The following is a 17,340-nucleotide window of genomic DNA, read 5'->3' as shown; positions in this document are numbered from 1 at the left end:
TTTATTTACATAAAAACATTTAAGTATTAGATATTAATAGTTGATAATTATCTATTAGGAAAATATCAAATGTCATTTTTACACAATCGTATTCCAAATCATATTTTAAAAAATCGTATGTTACTCGATACTGAAAAACGTGTAACCGTATCTTTTTATAAATATTGTATAATTAATTTTCCTAAAAAATTTAGAGATAATTTGTACGTACATTTTAGTAAATTAAAAATTTTGGGAAGAATATTTATATCTGAAGAAGGTATTAATGCGCAAATCAGTGTTCCTGTTAAATTTTATTCTTTAATGAAGTTACATTTAAAAAAAATACATCTTGATTTCAGCAATTTAAGAATGAATCTAGCTTTAGATAATAAGAAATCTTTTTGGGTGTTACGTATAAAAGTAAGAAAAAAAATTGTATCAGATGGTATTGATGAAAATATAAAGTTTAATCCTAACAATGTTGGTATATATTTAAAAGCAAAAGAAGTAAATAATATGTTAAATGATAAAAATGTAATTTTTATTGATGTACGTAATCCATATGAATACGAAGTAGGTCATTTTAAAAAATCAATATCGATTCCTGCTAATACTTTTCGTGATCAGTTAAGAATAATGATTGATTTATTTAAAGATTATAAAGATAAAAAAATTGTTATGTATTGTACAGGTGGAATTCGTTGTGAAAAAGCTACTTTTTGGATGAAGTACAATGGGTTTAAAAAAATATATCATATTGATGGTGGTATTATCGGATATTTTCATGATGCTAAAAAAAATAAATTACCAATATTTTTTGAAGGGAAAAATTTTGTTTTTGATGCACGTTTGGGAGAAAGAGTATCTGATCAAGTAATATCTTATTGTCATCAATGTGGACTGAAATGTGATTCTCATGTTAATTGTAGATATAATTTATGTCATTCTCTTTTTATTCAATGTTATAGATGTAGTGTTAAATTCCAAAGTTGTTGTTCTGAAAAATGTTTGTATAATTTAATCTCACAAAATAAAAATTCAAGGTCTTTAGAAGTAATTTAAATTTATTAAATTTGTATTTTAAAATTAATAATTTTATTTATATCAATATTTTAAAATTATTATCCAAATAGTACTAATATTATTTAATAGATTAAAATTTAAAAATTATTAAAGATAAAAGATGTTTTTATGATTATTAAATGTTTTAATTATCAGAGTAATTTTTATTTTTATTAATATTCAAATAATTTTTATCTTAAGCATTGTTTATTATTAAATTTTTAATAAGAGTCAATATTATTTCAATATATATTAACAATGTTTTATTATCATATTAATCATGTTAATTTTTATTAAATATTATGATATATATTTTTTATATGGCATATAAGTCATTTTTATAATATTAAAATAATTTTATATTTTTTATACGTTAAATTTAATTGAAAAATTGTTTTATAATATCATGTTATTTTTTATAAAAAATAATATTTTATGATATATTATGTTATTTTTAAATATTTTTTAAATTTTATTTAAAAATTTTTAGAAATAACATAATAAAGTATTTTTAAAAATTAAAAAATTACTAAAAAATTAATTTAATATAAAAAAAATTTTATTTATACTAAATATATTTGTTTTATTTTTTAATAAATTAAATATATTTAAACTCAATTTTTATGATTAAATATTTATTCTTTTAAAACTTGTAAAAATATTAATTATTTATTATCTGGATTATTCATGGAAATTTAGAGATATTATCAATATAAGATAAAAATTAAAGTTAATTATAAATTAATTTTTAAAAAATTTACTAACTACAAAATTATTTTTTAAAATATTTTAATTTTTAAAAAATATCTATTGATTTTTATTTTAGAAAAAATTAATTTTATTTAAGTATTTTAATAAATTAATATACAGTATTTATGAAATTAAATTTTTTGTTATTTTTATAATTTAATGGATTAAAATTATAGTTAGATATCTAAATGATTTAATATTTTAGAAAAAATTATGTATATATAAAAATTTTTGTAATGTACCGTATTAATAATTGGGTTATAAAATTAATATTTGTAAGAAATAAAATATATACTTATTAATTTTAATTTTTTAAAATAGAAAATATTAAATTTTATAAAATTATAGTATCATAGTTATGATAATTAAAATTATAAATAATACGTCTTAATTTTTTATCATTATTGAAATTTATTATTTTTATAAAATATTTTTTTAAAATTTAATTTTAAATTATATATAATTTCATTATGGAAAAAATTATGAAAACAGTATCGATAGCAAATTTTTATCTCCATCGTATTCCAGTTAATAGTATCATTAAAGTTCAAGGATGGATACGCAGTAAAAGAGATTCAAAATCTGGCATATCATTTCTTAATGTTTATGATGGATCATGTTTTAATTCAATTCAAGTAGTAGTTAGTCATGATTTAGTTAATTATGCGGAAATATTGCGTTTAACTACGGGTTGTTCGGTTTCTATTATTGGTAGCTTAATTTTATCACCTGGTAAAAAACAAAATTATGAAATTCAAGCCACAGTAGTTGAGGTTATTGGTTGGATTGAAGATCCTAAAAGTTATCCTGTTTCAGCAAAAAAACATACTGTTGAATATTTAAGAGATATTGCTCATTTAAGGCCTCGTACTAATTTTATTGGAGCAATTACTCGTATTAGACATACTTTAGTGAAAGCATTACATGATTTTTTTGATAAAAAAGGATATTATTTAATTGCTACACCGATTATAACAGAAACAAATGCTGAAGGAGCAGGTGAAATGTTTAGAGTATCTGCAACAGATATGAAAAATATTTCTAAAAATATTAATTTTTGTAAAGATTTTTTTGGAAAAGAATCTTTTTTAACTGTATCTGGACAATTAACTTTAGAAACTTATGCTTGTGCTTTATCTAAAGTATATTCATTTGGACCTGTTTTCCGTGCAGAAAACTCAAATACCAGTCGACATTTAGCAGAATTTTGGATGTTAGAAGTAGAAAAATCTTTTTCGACATTAGAAGATATGCATTTATTATCTGAAGAAATGTTAAAATATATAGTATCGGTTGTTTTAAAGGAATGTGAATCAGATATTTTATTTTTTAAAACATCTTATGAACTTAATATTTTAAATAGATTAAGAAATTTTTTAGAAAATGATTTTGTTAAAATTAATTATAAAGATGCGATAGAAATTTTACTTTCATCAAAGATTAAATTCCAAAGATCTGTTTTTATGGGAGTTAATTTATCCACAGATCATGAACGGTATATAGTAGAAAAATATTTTAAAAAACCTGTAATAATTAGTAATTATCCAAAAGATATAAAAGCATTTTATATGAGATTAAATACAGATAAAAAAACAGTAGCAGCAATGGATATATTATTACCTGGTATTGGAGAAATTATAGGTGGATCGGAAAGAGAGGAAAGACTCGAAATTTTAGATAATCGGTTAATAGAGTTAGGATTAGAAAAGAAAAATTATTGGTGGTATCGTGATTTAAGACGCTATGGGACAGTCCCTCATGCGGGTTTTGGCTTAGGAATAGAACGTTTAATAGTTTATATTACAGGAATTAAAAATATAAAGGATGTAATTCCTTTTCCAAGAACTGTTGGTCATGCTAATTTTTAATTAATCATAAATGCACATTTAATATTTTTTGTAAAATAAATTAATAATTTTAATTTTTTAAAACTAACTGAAATTATGAGGTAATAAACAATAATGATAAATTATATTTTTTTGCTAATTATAATTCCATTTTTATTAATCATAAACACGGCTAATGCTGTAGAAATATATAATAAAAATGGTAATAAATTAAAAATTTATGGAGGAATGAATCAAAAATATCAATTTCTTGATTTTTCTAGCTCTACGACTAAAAAATATGATAAAGATCCTAGTGAATATATGCTTGGTTTATTTGGAGAAACAAAAATAAATAACGAATGGTCAGGATATAGTTGTTTAGAATATAGAGGAAAAGGTTTTGTTTCAGAAAATAGCATAGATAACAATCTTAATAATAAAATCAGTTTAGGACTAATAGGTTTTAAATTTAGAAAATGGAGTTCTTTAGATTATGGTAGAAATCATGGTGTTATATATGATGCTAAATCGTTAACAAATCGCCATTCTTTTATTAACGTTGATCATGTATTTAAAGAAAACGATGTTTTTTTAATGGATAGAGCAAGTAATTTAATAACTTACCATAACTATAATTTTTTTGGTTTATCCAATAATTTAACTACTAGTTTACAATATCAAGAGAAACATAAAAATAGTAATTCTATGCAGGAAAATGGAAGTGGATGGGGTAGTTCAATAAAATATGATAATAAAAAAGGGATAACAGCAGTAGCTTCTTGGTTTTCTGAAAATCGTACTTCACGTCAAATTATTGATGGTCAAGGAGATAGTGCTGATGCATATGGAGTAGGCGTAAAATATGAAAAAAATCATGTGTATATGGCAGCTTTTTATGGAGAAGGACGAAATATTACACCATATGCGAAGTTCACAAAATTTGCTGGTGAATCAGGTAATTTAGAATTATTTGGTGAATATGATTTTGATAATGGTTTAAGTTCTTCTTTAACATATTCTGAATCTTATGGTAATAATATGAAATCTATTAATTCTACGTTATTTAGTAAAAAAAGAATTTTTAGTAGACAAATGAACATTTCCAGTCATTATAATTTCAGTAAAAAGATATATACTTATATAGATTATAAGTTAGATTTTTTGAAATATAATCAAGATATTAATGTTCCTGATGAATCTCATGATAATATTTTAAGGGCTGGTATGGTTTATAAATTTTAATAAAATACCTATGTTTTATTATTATATAATTGAATTATTTTTATAATATATTAAAGGAATACTTCCATATCTCTGCTGATTTTTTATTGCACTATAAATGTAGTAATTTTATTTTTCTTAAGTATTATTAAAAAATAAAATATTCAGCAGAGAAAAATTTATTTATAAACAATTATTTTATTAAGTTAATTATTAATGATTAAAAATTTTATATTAGAAACATAATTTCTAGATATGGTATTGTATCTTTAACATTTTTAATAGGATTGTTAAAATTTTTAGTATTTTTGTAAGAAATATTTCCTTTAATTTCTAAAATATTTTTTTATATTTTTTTTTTAATATATAAAAACTAATTTAATTGAGTTAATAAAATATATTTAATCAATTATATCTAACAATTTTTTTGAATTTTTAAATATATATTTTATAATATATCTCCTAGATATTCACCTCCAAGTAAATGTAAATGTAAATGAGGGATTTCTTGACCTCCATTTTTGTTACAATTTAATATTAAACGGTATCCTGTTTGATCTATGCCTATTTTTTTTGCTATTTTAATAGCTGTGGTAAATATATGGGTTAGTATATTTTCATTCTTTTCATTTATATCATTTGCTGAAGTAATTAATGTATTTGATATAATCAAAATATGTACAGGCGCTTTTGGTTTGATATCTTTAAACGCTGTTACTATTTTATCTTGATATATAATATCAGCTTTAATTTCTTTTTTTAAAATTTTTAAAAAAATATTTTTTTGATTCAAAATTTAATTTTCTTTTTTAATTAATAATATATCTATATTACATTATAATTATATATTGTTCTTGTTAATTAATCATATATTTTAATATATATTTTATGTTGATAAAAAATAAGGGCAAGTATTGAATTCTTACCCTTTGATGTATTTTCATAACTGAAGTATATAATGATCCATAGCTGTTTTTAGATTGTCAGATTTTGTTCCGAAGACAACTTGAACTCCTGATCCAGATATAACTATACCAGCAGCTCCGAGTTGATATAGTTCTTTTTTATTTACTTTAGATACGTTAATTACAGTAACACGTAAACGTGTAATGCAAGCGTCTAAATGTTTTATATTATTTTTTCCACCAAATGCTTTGATAAGATATGGTGCCATTTCATCTGCATTTTTATTAAAGAAAACGTTGTTTGTTTTTTCTCGTCCCGGTGTTTTTAAATTTAATTTTTTTATTAAAAAATAAAAAATACAATAATATACAGTACCATACATTAAACCTATTATTGGAAAAAGCCATATTCTGTTACTATTTCCACTGAGAATAATGAAATCTATGATTCCATGAGAAAAACTTGTTCCTGCTCGCATATCCAGTAAAATACAAACTGGAAAAGCCAAACCTGCTAATATAGAATGTATAACGTATAACATTGGAGATGCTAAGATAAAAGAAAATTCTATAGGTTCTGTTATTCCAGTTAAAAAAGCTGTTAATGCTGCAGATAACATGATTCCTCCAATTTTAGCTCTATTTTTTAAATTAGCAGTGTGCCATATAGCAATAGCTGCAGCAGGAAGACCATACATCTTAAAAATAAAACCACCTGATAATTTTCCTGCAGTATTATCCCCTGCCATATATCTAGCAATATCGCCGTGGAATATTTGTCCCATATTATTGGTATATTCTCCTATTTGCATTTGAAATGGAACGTTCCATATATGATGCAATCCAAAAGGGACTAAAGCTCTTTCTACTATTCCATAAATAGTAAAAGCAAAAATAGGATTTTGATAAGCAGCCCATTGGGAAAATATTTGAATACATTTTCCAATTGGAGGCCATATTAAAGCTAAAATTACACCTATTATTATGGCAGTAATACCTGATATGATTGGAACAAAACGTTTTCCAGAAAAAAAACCTAAATATTCTGGTAATTGGATTCGATAAAATCGATTAAACATGTATGCTGAAATTGATCCGGCTATGATACCTCCTAAAATTCCAGTATCTATAAGATTTTTGTTATTTATTTCTGTTATCGGTATATTTAAGAATATAGGTGTTACAACAGATAAAGTTTTAACCATAATGCCGTAAGCGATTACTGAAGCTAATGCCGATACTCCATCATTATTTGTAAATCCAAGAGCAACTCCTACAGCGAATATTAACGGCATGTTAGAAAATACAGAACCTCCTGATTCTGCCATAATTCTAGAAAAAATATCTGGAATTATGCTAAATTTAGCTGATCCTATTCCAAGTAAAATACCAGCGATTGGTAAAACTGATACTGGTAACATCAGTGATTTACCTATTTTTTGTAGGTTAGAAAATGTATTTTTAAACATTTATAGAAACTCCTGAATATTGAGAAATAATTGATGTGTACTTATACGTGTGTATTTTATTGTAAATAAAATTAGTATTGATTTTAGTTGGTAAAAATAATTTTTTTTAATATTTCTATTCTTATATTTGCAATATGCTCAAGATTTTAACATGAAATATATATCGTAATATTACAATAGATAGTTTATTTATATTTTTACTATTTAATAAAATTGAATTTTTATTTTTTATCTTTTAACTGGAAGAGTTTATAAAAATTTTTTTGTGTAATTTCTGTAAAATATTCCATGTTAATTTTTCTTAGTTTCACAATGTAATCAGCTATATATTTTAAATAAGATGGTTGATTTTCTTTTCCACGTTTTGGTACAGGGGTTAGATAGGGAGAATCGGTTTCTATTAGTAAACGGTCTAAAGGTATGTATTTTGCTGTTTTACGTATTTCATCTGCATTTTTAAAAGTAATGATTCCTGAAAAAGAGATATAGAATCCCATATCTAATATTTTTTTAGCAGAAGATATATTTCCAGTAAAAGAATGTATAATTCCTTTGCATGTTTTTGATTCTGTTTCTTTTAAAATAGATAAGGTATCATCGATAGATTCTCTAGTATGCACTATAAGTGGTTTATTTAATTTAATACTAGTTTGAATATGTTTACGAAATACGTATTTTTGTTCCTTTTTATTTTTTTTTTGGTAATAATAATCTAGACCAGTTTCTCCTAATGCAATAACATCATTTTCTTGTGCCAGTTTTTTCAAAAACTTTAAATTTATTTTATTATTCTTATCTAAGTATAAGGGATGAATTCCACATGAGAATAAAATATTTTTGTGATTTCCTATTTTTTTTTTATGTGTAGAAAATTTTTTATAGAAGTGGATATTGTTAAAATTAGACCTATATTATTTTCAATGGATTTTTTTAATATATTTTCTATTCCGTAATGTGTTTTTGCTTTTTTTAGGAGATCTATATGACAATGTGAATCTATTAAAAATATATTTTTTTTTGATGAGATTAATTTATTAAAGTTTTTCATTATAAAATATTTTTTTTTCCCAATTTAATAATTGTTCTGCTAATAATAATTCATAGTTAATTCCCATAATATGTGTTAGTCTGTGTCGACACATTATCCAAGACTGAATACTATGATCTAAAAACGTAATAGTACAATTTAAAGATAAATATATAATAAAATTTTTTTTATCTAAATTTTGTATGTATGGAAATAAATTATATTTCCATTTAATGACATCAAATAGTAAGTAACAAAGCCAATCTATATAAATAGATACATATATGTTTTTTTTAGTAAAAAAAAATAATAAATTAAACAATTTTTTTTTGTAAATAGCATTTTCTAAATTAAAAAAAAATAATTTTCTTTCTGACCATAAATTTCCTTGAATTATTTTTTTTGCTAAAAGAGGAGCACCTTCTGTAATGCGTAAAGCTGTCAAAGATAGTAATTCATTTTTACAATAATTATTTTTTTTTAACCAAATTAAACTTTTTTTTTCTGAAGGTGGAAATAAAGTATATGAAAAACAGCGACTACGTAAAGTTGAAGATATATTGAGTGCATTATAATTTACAATAAAAAACCAGGTATTTTTAGGAGGTTCTTCTAAAATTTTTAGCAAAGCACAAATTCCTGAATTAGAAATATATGAAATATCTGGTATCCATATTATTTTTTCTCCATTTTGTTGAGATGTCTGAGATACTTTATCAATAATTTTTCTGATTATATCAACACTTAATATATTAGTTTTACTTTTTATTTTTAGTTGGTACCAATCAGGATGATTATTAGACATCATTAAATAACAACTATGACATTTACCACAACTTTTTATGTCTTTTCGATTTTTACATAACAACCAACGAGTAATAGCCCAAAAAAGATTTAGCACACCTATGCCTCTACATGTGTTAATTAAGATAGCATGATGGGCCTTTCCTATTTGATGTTGTTGTATAATCTCTTTATAAGGTTTTATTAACCAAGGATACCAATTTATAAGCATTTTTTTTTAACCAATTTTTTAATTTTTTTTGTAATATTTCTTTGACAATTTCTATATTTTGATTAGTATTAATAGTAATAATATTGGGATTAGATTTTACTAGTTCTAAATATTTTTCTCTAGTACGTATAAAAAAAATTAATTTATTATTTTCTATGCGATCAGGGACACCTCTGGCATAAACACGTTGTAGACCTATTTTAGGATCAACATCTAAATAAAAAGTTAAATGTGGTTGAAATTTTCCTAATAATATTTTATGTAATTTAAAAATTTTTTTTATATCTATGTTACCACCTCCGCCTTGGTAAGCAAAAGAAGACAAATCATGACGATCACTAATAACCCAAGTTCCTTTTTTTAGTGCAGGTTTTATTATATTTTCAACTAATTGAATTCTAGCTGCATACATTAATAATAATTCGCTAGTATTAATTAATTTTTCTTTATGATTTTTTTTTATTAAAGAACGTATTTTTTCAGAAATAGGAGTACTACCGGGTTGACGTACATAAATGATGTTTTTTATATTGTTTTTTTTTAATATTTTTGATATAAGTAAACAAGAATTAGTTTTTCCAGATCCTTCTATACCTTCAACTACAATAAATTTACCATTATTCATTTGATTAAATCACTTATATGCATTTTACTTAAATTGAATTCAATAAAACTAAAATTATTATTTCTGTATTGATTAATGTTAAAATATGCAGTATTTTTTAATTTTTTATTTTAAAAATTGATTTAAATGAAAGAAATTAATTTGATTTGATTTTACTAATAATGTAAGAGTTTTATATATATTAATATATAAAAATCAATAAGTTTGAATAAGTATTTAATTTTAATTAAACATCAGTAATATTTTTGTAAAAATATTGATATTTAATTTAAAATTTTTTTACTTTTTTAAAATGTTTTTAATATAATCAATAGTATTCTTTACTGTACTAAATTTTTCAGTATCTTTATCTGATATTTCAATATTAAATTCTTCTTCTAATTTCATAATTAATTCTATGAAATCAAGTGAATCAGCACCGAGATCTTTTGAAAATGAGTGATAATTAAGTATATCTTTTTCTTTTATACTTAATTGTTCAGAAATAATTTTTTTAATACGGTTATCTATGGTGTTCATAATATTTTAGTTCCATTATTTTAATATAAAAAAATTTATATATATAAATGATTAACACATATACATACCGCCATTGATATGCAATGTTTGACCTGTTATATAAGATGCTTTATTAGATGCTAGAAAAATTACTGCTTCAGAGATATCATTAACTTCTCCAAAGCGTTTCATAGGTATTCTTTCGATATATTTTTTATATTTTTTATAGTTAAGAGTATCTGTCATATCTGTTTTAATCAATCCTGGAGCAATGATATTTACTGTTATTCCATAAGATGCTACCTCTAATGCTAGAGATTTATGAAATCCAATTAGTCCAGATTTAGTTGCTGCATAATTTGTTTGTCCATAATTTCCAATGTTTCCAACGATAGAGCCAATTGTAATAATACGGCCTTGCCGATTTTTTATCATTGAAGATATAATTGCTTTTGATAGATGGAATATTCCTGTTAGATTAACATTTAATACATCAATCCAATTCTTTGTAGTCATATTAATTAATAATTTATCACATTTAATACCAGCATTATTGACTAATATATCAATATTATTAAAATTTTTATAAATTTTATTTATTGTTTCTTTAATACTGATAGAATTATGTAAATTTAATACGATACCTTGTCCTTCATAGTTTTTTAAATAATTATTAATTTTTTGTACACCTAATAAGGTTGTGGCAGTACCAATTACAAAAATTCCTTTTTTTGCTAATTTTTTTGCAATATCTAAGCCAATACCACGAGATGCTCCTGTCACTATTGCAGTTTTTTTTTTATTATCATATTTTTATTTTGTTAATTTTAGAGCTTTTAAAAAATTTTTTCTGTTATGTAATGATATTGCTTCTAAAAAAAAATTTCTTTTATTTATATTTGTTAAAGTAGAATTAGGACCTGCTTCTAAAATTAATGACACGCCTTTTTTAATCATGTACTCTATACTTTCATGCCATCTTACTGGTTTTGTTAGTTGTTTTAATAAGGCTTCACAAATTTTTTTTTTAGAAGATTCACATTTTACATCAATATTATTAATAATAGGACATGTTGGTTCATTAAATTTAATATTATTTAAAATATACATCATTTTTTCTTTAGCCGGTTGCATTAATTTACAATGAGCAGCAATATTAACAGATAATGGAAATATATGTTTAGCGCCGTATTTTTTACAAGCAACACTAGTTTTTTCTACTGCTTCTTTGTGGCCTGATATAACTATATGATTTAATGAATTAAAATTTGATGGTTCTACTACTTTATTTGTATTATAAATTTTACAAATATCAATTATTTTTTCTTTATTTAAACCAATAATCGCTGACATAGCAACTGGTATGTTATGTACTAATTGTTGCATTAATTTACCACGAAATTTAACTAATTTTATTGCATCATGTAATGTAATTACTTTAGCGCATACTAAAGCTGAATATTCTCCTAAACTATTACCTGCCATAATGAATGGTTTAGGTCCTTTTTTATGTCGCCATAAACGATAAATAGCAACAGATATACTTAAAATTGTTGGTTGTGAAAATTCACTTTGATTTAATTTTTTTTTTGGATCATTTTTTATTAATTTAAATAAATCATAACCGAGAGCATAGGATGATTCTTCAAATGTTTTTTTGATAATAGGATGTTGATATAATGATGAAGCTAATATTCCTTTTATCTTTATACTTTGTCCTGGAAAAATTATGGAAAATATGCGCATTTCCACTACCTTAAATTTGATTTTTAAATATAGTTAACTCTTTAATGTTATTAAAAGAGAACTATATTTAGAATTTTAATAATTAATAATTTTTTATTTTTAAAAAATTTTATTGCCTTTATAATATCCTTTTTTTGTAATGTGATGTCTAATATGAATTTCTCCAGATAAACGATCTATCGATAAATTTGGTGTTTTTAATTTATCATGAGATCTACGCTTACCTCTTTTTGCACGAGTAGGTTTATTTTTTTGTACTGCCATAAATATTATTCCTTTTTTTATGTAAACATAAAACGACATTTAAAAAAATAAAAATTCGATTTTTTATCATAAACTAAATTTTGATAAAAAGTAATATTTTATATCAAAAATAATGTAAGTATTTATCTATTATATTGAATTTATATATTCAATGAATATTACGAATTAATTAATTAATGTTATTTTTACATAATGTTAAATATTTTTCATTTTATTTTTTATAAAAGTAAATCTAAATATTTTTTAAATTTTTTTTCTAATGGTGCTAATATAGTCATGTTATGTTTATAATATGGATGTATAAAACTAACTTTATAAGAATGGAGCAATAATCTATTTTTTAAATTTTTATTTTTTAATTTAAGATCCAAAGTTTTTTCTCCATAACGCGAATCGAAAACTATAGGATGTCCAGTATAAGCTGTGTGTACTCGTATTTGGTGAGTTCTTCCTGTAATTGGAGTAGCTAATAAAAGAGTATGATTGATGTATTGGTGTTTAATAAAAAATTGAGTTTCTGATTGTTTTCCTTTTTCGCTAATTTGAACGATGTTTTTTTGATTAAATAATTTTGTTTTTAATAAAGGGACGGTAATTTTATTTTTATTTTTAGGCCATTGTCCGTGTACTAAAGTAATATATTTTTTTTTTATTTTTTTTTCTCTCAATTGTTGATGTAAATTTCGTAATGTTGAACGTTTTTTAGCTAATATTAAAATTCCAGATGTATCACGATCTAAACGATGAACTAATTCAAGAAAATAATTTTCTGGTTTTAATTTGCGAATAATTTCTATTATTCCAAAGTTTATTCCACTTCCACCATGTACTGCTATTCCAGATGGTTTGTTAATAATTAGCAAATATTCATCTTCATATAAAATATTTTTAAATATATTTTTTATTTTTTTTGTGTGTAAAATAATATTCTTAACTGTATTTTTTTTTATTTCTTTTTCGGTTATGTTAATTGAAGGTATTGTGATTTGATCTCCTATTTCTAATTTATATTTTGGTTTTATTTTTTTTTTATTTATTTGAATCTTTCCTGTTCTGATAATTCTATAAATCATACTTTTAGGTATATTTTTTAACTTTTTTGTTAAAAAATTATCAATACGTTGTTTTTCTATTGCTTCTGTAACAAGTATAGTTTGTATGTTTAATATTTTTTTTTTCATATATCTATTTTTTTTTATTAATTATTTTTAAAAAATATTTTATTATATATGTATAACATATAATTTCTGATCTATAGTACTTTTATAGAATAATTATATTAAATTAATAAAAACATTTTTTAGTGTTTATTTTATGTATAAAATATTTAATTTTTTATTTTCCATAAGAATTAATACATTGATAAATAATTAAATAATAATTTTTATATTTTAAAAATATTTAAAACATATGTGATAAAATGTAAGTAAATATATAATTAATTGATATATTTTATGTCAATTAAATATATTTATTTATTTTTTATATAAAAATGAGTATTTATATATTGAAGGAAAATATAACATTATTATTTTTTGTACTTTATAAATATGATCGATGATCAAAATATGAAAATGAATATTTTATATAATAAAAGTATTATATAAATTAAAATATGTATTTATTAAAAGTAATAAAGAATAAAAATTAATCAATTTTAAAAAATGTTATTTATATATAATTATTTATGATGTTAAAAATAAATTTAGAAAGAAGACATATAAATTTATTTTTTATTTAATTTCTATATTTCCTACCATTTTAACACTTATCGAAAGTACGAGAGATGTTCTAATGAAAAGAATGTTAATTAATGCAACCCAACAAGAAGAGTTAAGAGTGGCGCTTGTAGATGGGCAACGTTTGTATGATTTAGATATAGAAACATCTGGATATGAACAAAAAAAATCCAATATTTACAAAGGGAAAATATCTCGTATTGAACCTAGTTTAGAAGCTGCTTTTGTTGATTACGGTTCTGAAAAACATGGATTTCTTCCTTTAAAAGAAATTTCTAAAGACTATTTTTTAAAGTACGATACATGTTTCACTAAACCTAATATAAAAGATATTGTGAAAGAAGGACAAGAGATTATTGTACAAATTGATAAAGAAGAAAGAGGTAGTAAAGGTGCTGCATTAACTACATTTATTAGTTTAGCTGGTAGTTATTTGGTTTTATTACCTAACAATCCTCGAGCTGGTGGTATTTCTAGAAGAATAGTAGGTAATGAGCGATCTGAATTAAAGTTGGCATTATCTTTACTAAAGTTACCTGATAACATGGGTTTGATTATTAGAACAGCTGGTTTAGGTAAATCTTTATCAGCACTTAAGTGGGATTTGAATTTCAGATTACAACATTGGAAAACAATTCAAGAATCTGCAAAGAAAAATTCAGCTCCTTTTTTAATTCATCAAGAAAGTAATGTAATTGTACGTGCTTTTCGAGATTATCTAAGACCGGACATTGGAGAAATTCTTATAGATAATCCTAAAATATTAGAATTAGCACACCAACATATTACTTCATTAGGTCGTCCTGATTTTAGTAATAAAATTAAATTATATACAGGAGAAATTCCGTTATTTAGCCATTATCAAATAGAATCGCAAATTAATTCAGCATTTCAAAGAGAAGTTAGATTACCTTCTGGAGGTTCTATTATGATAGATTCAACAGAAGCTTTAACAGCTATTGATGTAAATTCAGCACGTTCTACTAAAGGTCTTGATATTGAAGAAACGGCATTAAATACTAATATTGAAGCTGTTGATGAAATTTCTCGTCAATTAAGATTACGTGATGTAGGAGGTTTAATAGTTATTGATTTTATAGATATGATACCTGTTTGTAATCAACGTAAAATTGAACATCAATTACGCGAATCTGTGAGACAAGATCGTGCTAAAATACAAATAGGAAACATTTCTAAATTTGGTTTATTAGAAATGTCTCGGCAACGAATTAGTCCTTCTTTAGGTGAATCAAATTACCATATTTGCCCTAGATGCAGTGGAACAGGTACGATAAGAGATAACGAATCTTTATCTTTATCTATTTTAAGGGTAATAGAAGAAGAAGCTTTGAAAGAAAATACCCATGAAGTGCATGCTATTGTACCTGTAGAAGTGGCATGTTATTTATTAAATGAAAAAAGAGAAGCTGTTAATGCAATTGAAAAACGTCAAAGCGGTGGAAAAACAATTATTATTCCGCATGATCAAATAAAAACACCTCATTATTCTGTTTTACGTATTAGAAAAGGTGAAGAAATAGAAACTACTAGTTATCGACTTCCTAAATTTCATAAAAATGGTGTTATTCGGACTGTTGAAGAAGTCGTAGATAGAAAAAAGAATAAAAGTTCTATTTTTTCTACATTATCTATTTGTAATACTTTTTTATTAAAAAAAACAATAAACAATAAAAAAAAAATAGAAACTCATACATCTGTAAAAAATAAACCCATTTCTCCATCTTTATCTAAATCAAATTTATTAGAAAAAATAATTTTTTGGTTAAAATCACCTTTTTTTAATTTTAATTTAAATTTGTTAAAAAAAAGAAGTAAAAAAATTAATTTAATAAGCAAAAAAGATCAAGATTTGAAAAATATTAATCAAATGAAAGATGAATGTCATATATGTAATATAGAAGAAGATAATAAAATTGAAAGTATTCAACTGAGACAATTGAATACTAGTTTTCCTTATAAAAATAATTATTTTTTAAAAAATAATTATTTCTATAACATAGAAAAAACAAAATATTACGAATATTTTGAAAAAAAAATGTTTAGAAATCAATGTAACTTAGATAAGTTAAATGAAATATTGAAACCAAAATGTTATGATATAAAAGTAAAATATAATAAAAAATTATTAAAAATAATATCAGATGGTTCTGAAAAAGAAATTTTTTTACCAAAAAATACGTTGAAAAAATATTTCAAAAAAATAATTTTGAATAATTTTTATTTGAATATGCACAATTTACAAACAACGTATTATATTAATAATGTTTTATATAAAAAGATTATTAAATTTTATTTTTCTAAAATAAGAAATAAAATTTCTTTTAAAAAAGAATATGTAAAGTTAAATACTTTTAGTACTATACCATATAAAATATCTCATAAAAGAATAGATAGAAAAAATAATGTTATTTTCGAAAAATCTAAATATTTAAAATTAAGAATGTTTTCTAATGATTGTAGTGTTTTTAAAAATAAATCGAATTATTTTAAAAATCCTATGTTTATTATATCAGGTGTATCTTCATTAGAAATAACTTTAGGAAAAGTATGGATTAGTTATAAAAAAGATATACCTGGTAAAAAAATAAATGATAAGAATAAAACATATAAAAAATCTTTATTTAACATATTTCCTGCAAATAAAAATAATGATATATCAAGAAATCATGTAATATCTATTTATCAGAATAAAATAAAATCAATTTTTTATAAAAATTATAGCAGAAAAGATAACAAAATTATAAAAAAAAAATTCGATAAAGAAAATATAAATATTACATTTTGTTCCAAAAAACCATTATTAAATACGTCATCTTATGAAAAAGTAAAAGATAAAATTGAATTAAAATTTAAAGATAATAAAAAAAGTGAGTGTTTTTCCAATTTAATCTCTAAAAATTTTAATAAATTAAAAAAAAATAAAAATAAAAAATGTATATCTAGTGCTCCAATTACAAAAATTCCAGTATCTATTCAAAATAGAAAAAAAAAATTAGTTAATAATGTAATATCATATAAAAATCAGTCTGACACAATACATGCTGCAGGTGGACATGCTGCAAGTAGTGTCGCAAGCGCTCCTGTTACACGAGTTTAATTTATGATTTATTAAATTATTATTAATATATTTTTCGTTGCATCCCATCATTCTTTATTAATTTTTTAAAATATTATGGGATGCTTTATA

The 17,340-nt window shown here is 22.5% G+C and carries 15 protein-coding genes; 4 read left to right on the top strand and 11 right to left on the bottom strand.

The genetic code is table 11. The annotated features are described in order from the left end of the window. Window positions 1-69 precede the first annotated feature (69 nt). The 3 genes from AB4W77_RS01575 (at window position 70) to AB4W77_RS01565 (ending at window position 4,865) form a co-directional block, all read left to right on the top strand. Entirely contained in the window at window positions 70-1,044 is a 975-nt protein-coding gene (locus AB4W77_RS01575) for a rhodanese-related sulfurtransferase (RefSeq protein ID WP_367681270.1), read from the top strand. Window positions 1,045-2,276: 1,232 nt separating this feature from the next. Beyond that, complete coding sequence (asnS, locus tag AB4W77_RS01570; protein ID WP_367681269.1) at window positions 2,277-3,662, top strand: asparagine--tRNA ligase; 1,386 nt, start codon at window positions 2,277-2,279, stop codon at window positions 3,660-3,662. Between the two features lie 93 nt (window positions 3,663-3,755). Then, complete coding sequence (locus AB4W77_RS01565; RefSeq protein ID WP_367681268.1) at window positions 3,756-4,865, top strand: porin; 1,110 nt, start codon at window positions 3,756-3,758, stop codon at window positions 4,863-4,865. A gap of 427 nt (window positions 4,866-5,292) precedes the next feature. On the opposite strand, the gene AB4W77_RS01560 is transcribed toward AB4W77_RS01565, so the two are convergent. The 11 genes from AB4W77_RS01560 to rluC form a co-directional block, all read right to left on the bottom strand. After that, window positions 5,293-5,637, bottom strand: a complete 345-nt coding sequence (locus tag AB4W77_RS01560; protein WP_367681267.1) for an HIT domain-containing protein — start codon at window positions 5,635-5,637, stop codon at window positions 5,293-5,295. 147 nt (window positions 5,638-5,784) lie between these two features. Then, window positions 5,785-7,218: a PTS glucose transporter subunit IIBC gene (gene ptsG / locus AB4W77_RS01555; protein WP_367681266.1), complete on the bottom strand. Its 1,434-nt coding sequence runs from the start codon at window positions 7,216-7,218 to the stop codon at window positions 5,785-5,787. Window positions 7,219-7,439: 221 nt separating this feature from the next. Next, window positions 7,440-8,051, bottom strand: a complete 612-nt coding sequence (locus tag AB4W77_RS01550) for a TatD family hydrolase (protein ID WP_367681681.1) — start codon at window positions 8,049-8,051, stop codon at window positions 7,440-7,442. Between the two features lie 14 nt (window positions 8,052-8,065). Then, window positions 8,066-8,266, bottom strand: coding sequence for a hypothetical protein (locus AB4W77_RS01545; RefSeq protein WP_367681265.1), 201 nt, complete (start codon window positions 8,264-8,266; stop codon window positions 8,066-8,068). Further along, complete coding sequence (locus AB4W77_RS01540; RefSeq protein WP_367681264.1) at window positions 8,253-9,260, bottom strand: DNA polymerase III subunit delta' C-terminal domain-containing protein; 1,008 nt, start codon at window positions 9,258-9,260, stop codon at window positions 8,253-8,255. The genes AB4W77_RS01545 and AB4W77_RS01540 overlap by 14 nt, the downstream gene beginning before the upstream one ends. Continuing rightward, window positions 9,220-9,885: a dTMP kinase gene (gene tmk / locus AB4W77_RS01535; protein WP_367681263.1), complete on the bottom strand. Its 666-nt coding sequence runs from the start codon at window positions 9,883-9,885 to the stop codon at window positions 9,220-9,222. Before tmk ends, AB4W77_RS01540 begins: the two co-directional genes overlap by 41 nt. 279 nt (window positions 9,886-10,164) lie before the next feature. Further along, entirely contained in the window at window positions 10,165-10,404 is a 240-nt protein-coding gene (gene acpP / locus AB4W77_RS01530; RefSeq protein ID WP_367681262.1) for an acyl carrier protein, read from the bottom strand. A 51-nt stretch (window positions 10,405-10,455) separates the two neighbouring features. Continuing rightward, window positions 10,456-11,169, bottom strand: coding sequence for a 3-oxoacyl-[acyl-carrier-protein] reductase (gene fabG, locus AB4W77_RS01525; RefSeq protein WP_367681680.1), 714 nt, complete (start codon window positions 11,167-11,169; stop codon window positions 10,456-10,458). Between the two features lie 27 nt (window positions 11,170-11,196). After that, complete coding sequence (gene fabD, locus AB4W77_RS01520; RefSeq protein WP_367681261.1) at window positions 11,197-12,129, bottom strand: ACP S-malonyltransferase; 933 nt, start codon at window positions 12,127-12,129, stop codon at window positions 11,197-11,199. A gap of 99 nt (window positions 12,130-12,228) precedes the next feature. Further along, window positions 12,229-12,393: a 50S ribosomal protein L32 gene (gene rpmF, locus AB4W77_RS01515; protein WP_367681260.1), complete on the bottom strand. Its 165-nt coding sequence runs from the start codon at window positions 12,391-12,393 to the stop codon at window positions 12,229-12,231. Between the two features lie 218 nt (window positions 12,394-12,611). Further along, complete coding sequence (rluC, locus tag AB4W77_RS01510) at window positions 12,612-13,574, bottom strand: 23S rRNA pseudouridine(955/2504/2580) synthase RluC (protein ID WP_367681259.1); 963 nt, start codon at window positions 13,572-13,574, stop codon at window positions 12,612-12,614. Between the two features lie 613 nt (window positions 13,575-14,187). Here rluC and rne point away from each other — a divergent pair. Continuing rightward, window positions 14,188-17,250, top strand: a complete 3,063-nt coding sequence (gene rne / locus AB4W77_RS01505) for a ribonuclease E (protein ID WP_367681258.1) — start codon at window positions 14,188-14,190, stop codon at window positions 17,248-17,250. Window positions 17,251-17,340 lie beyond the last annotated feature (90 nt).

This window comes from Buchnera aphidicola (Pemphigus immunis), from assembly GCF_964059115.1.
GTDB classification, from domain to species: domain Bacteria; phylum Pseudomonadota; class Gammaproteobacteria; order Enterobacterales; family Enterobacteriaceae; genus Buchnera_C; species Buchnera_C aphidicola_C.
Note: the sequence above shows the minus strand (reverse complement) of the source record. Positions and strands in the feature narration are given on the sequence as shown.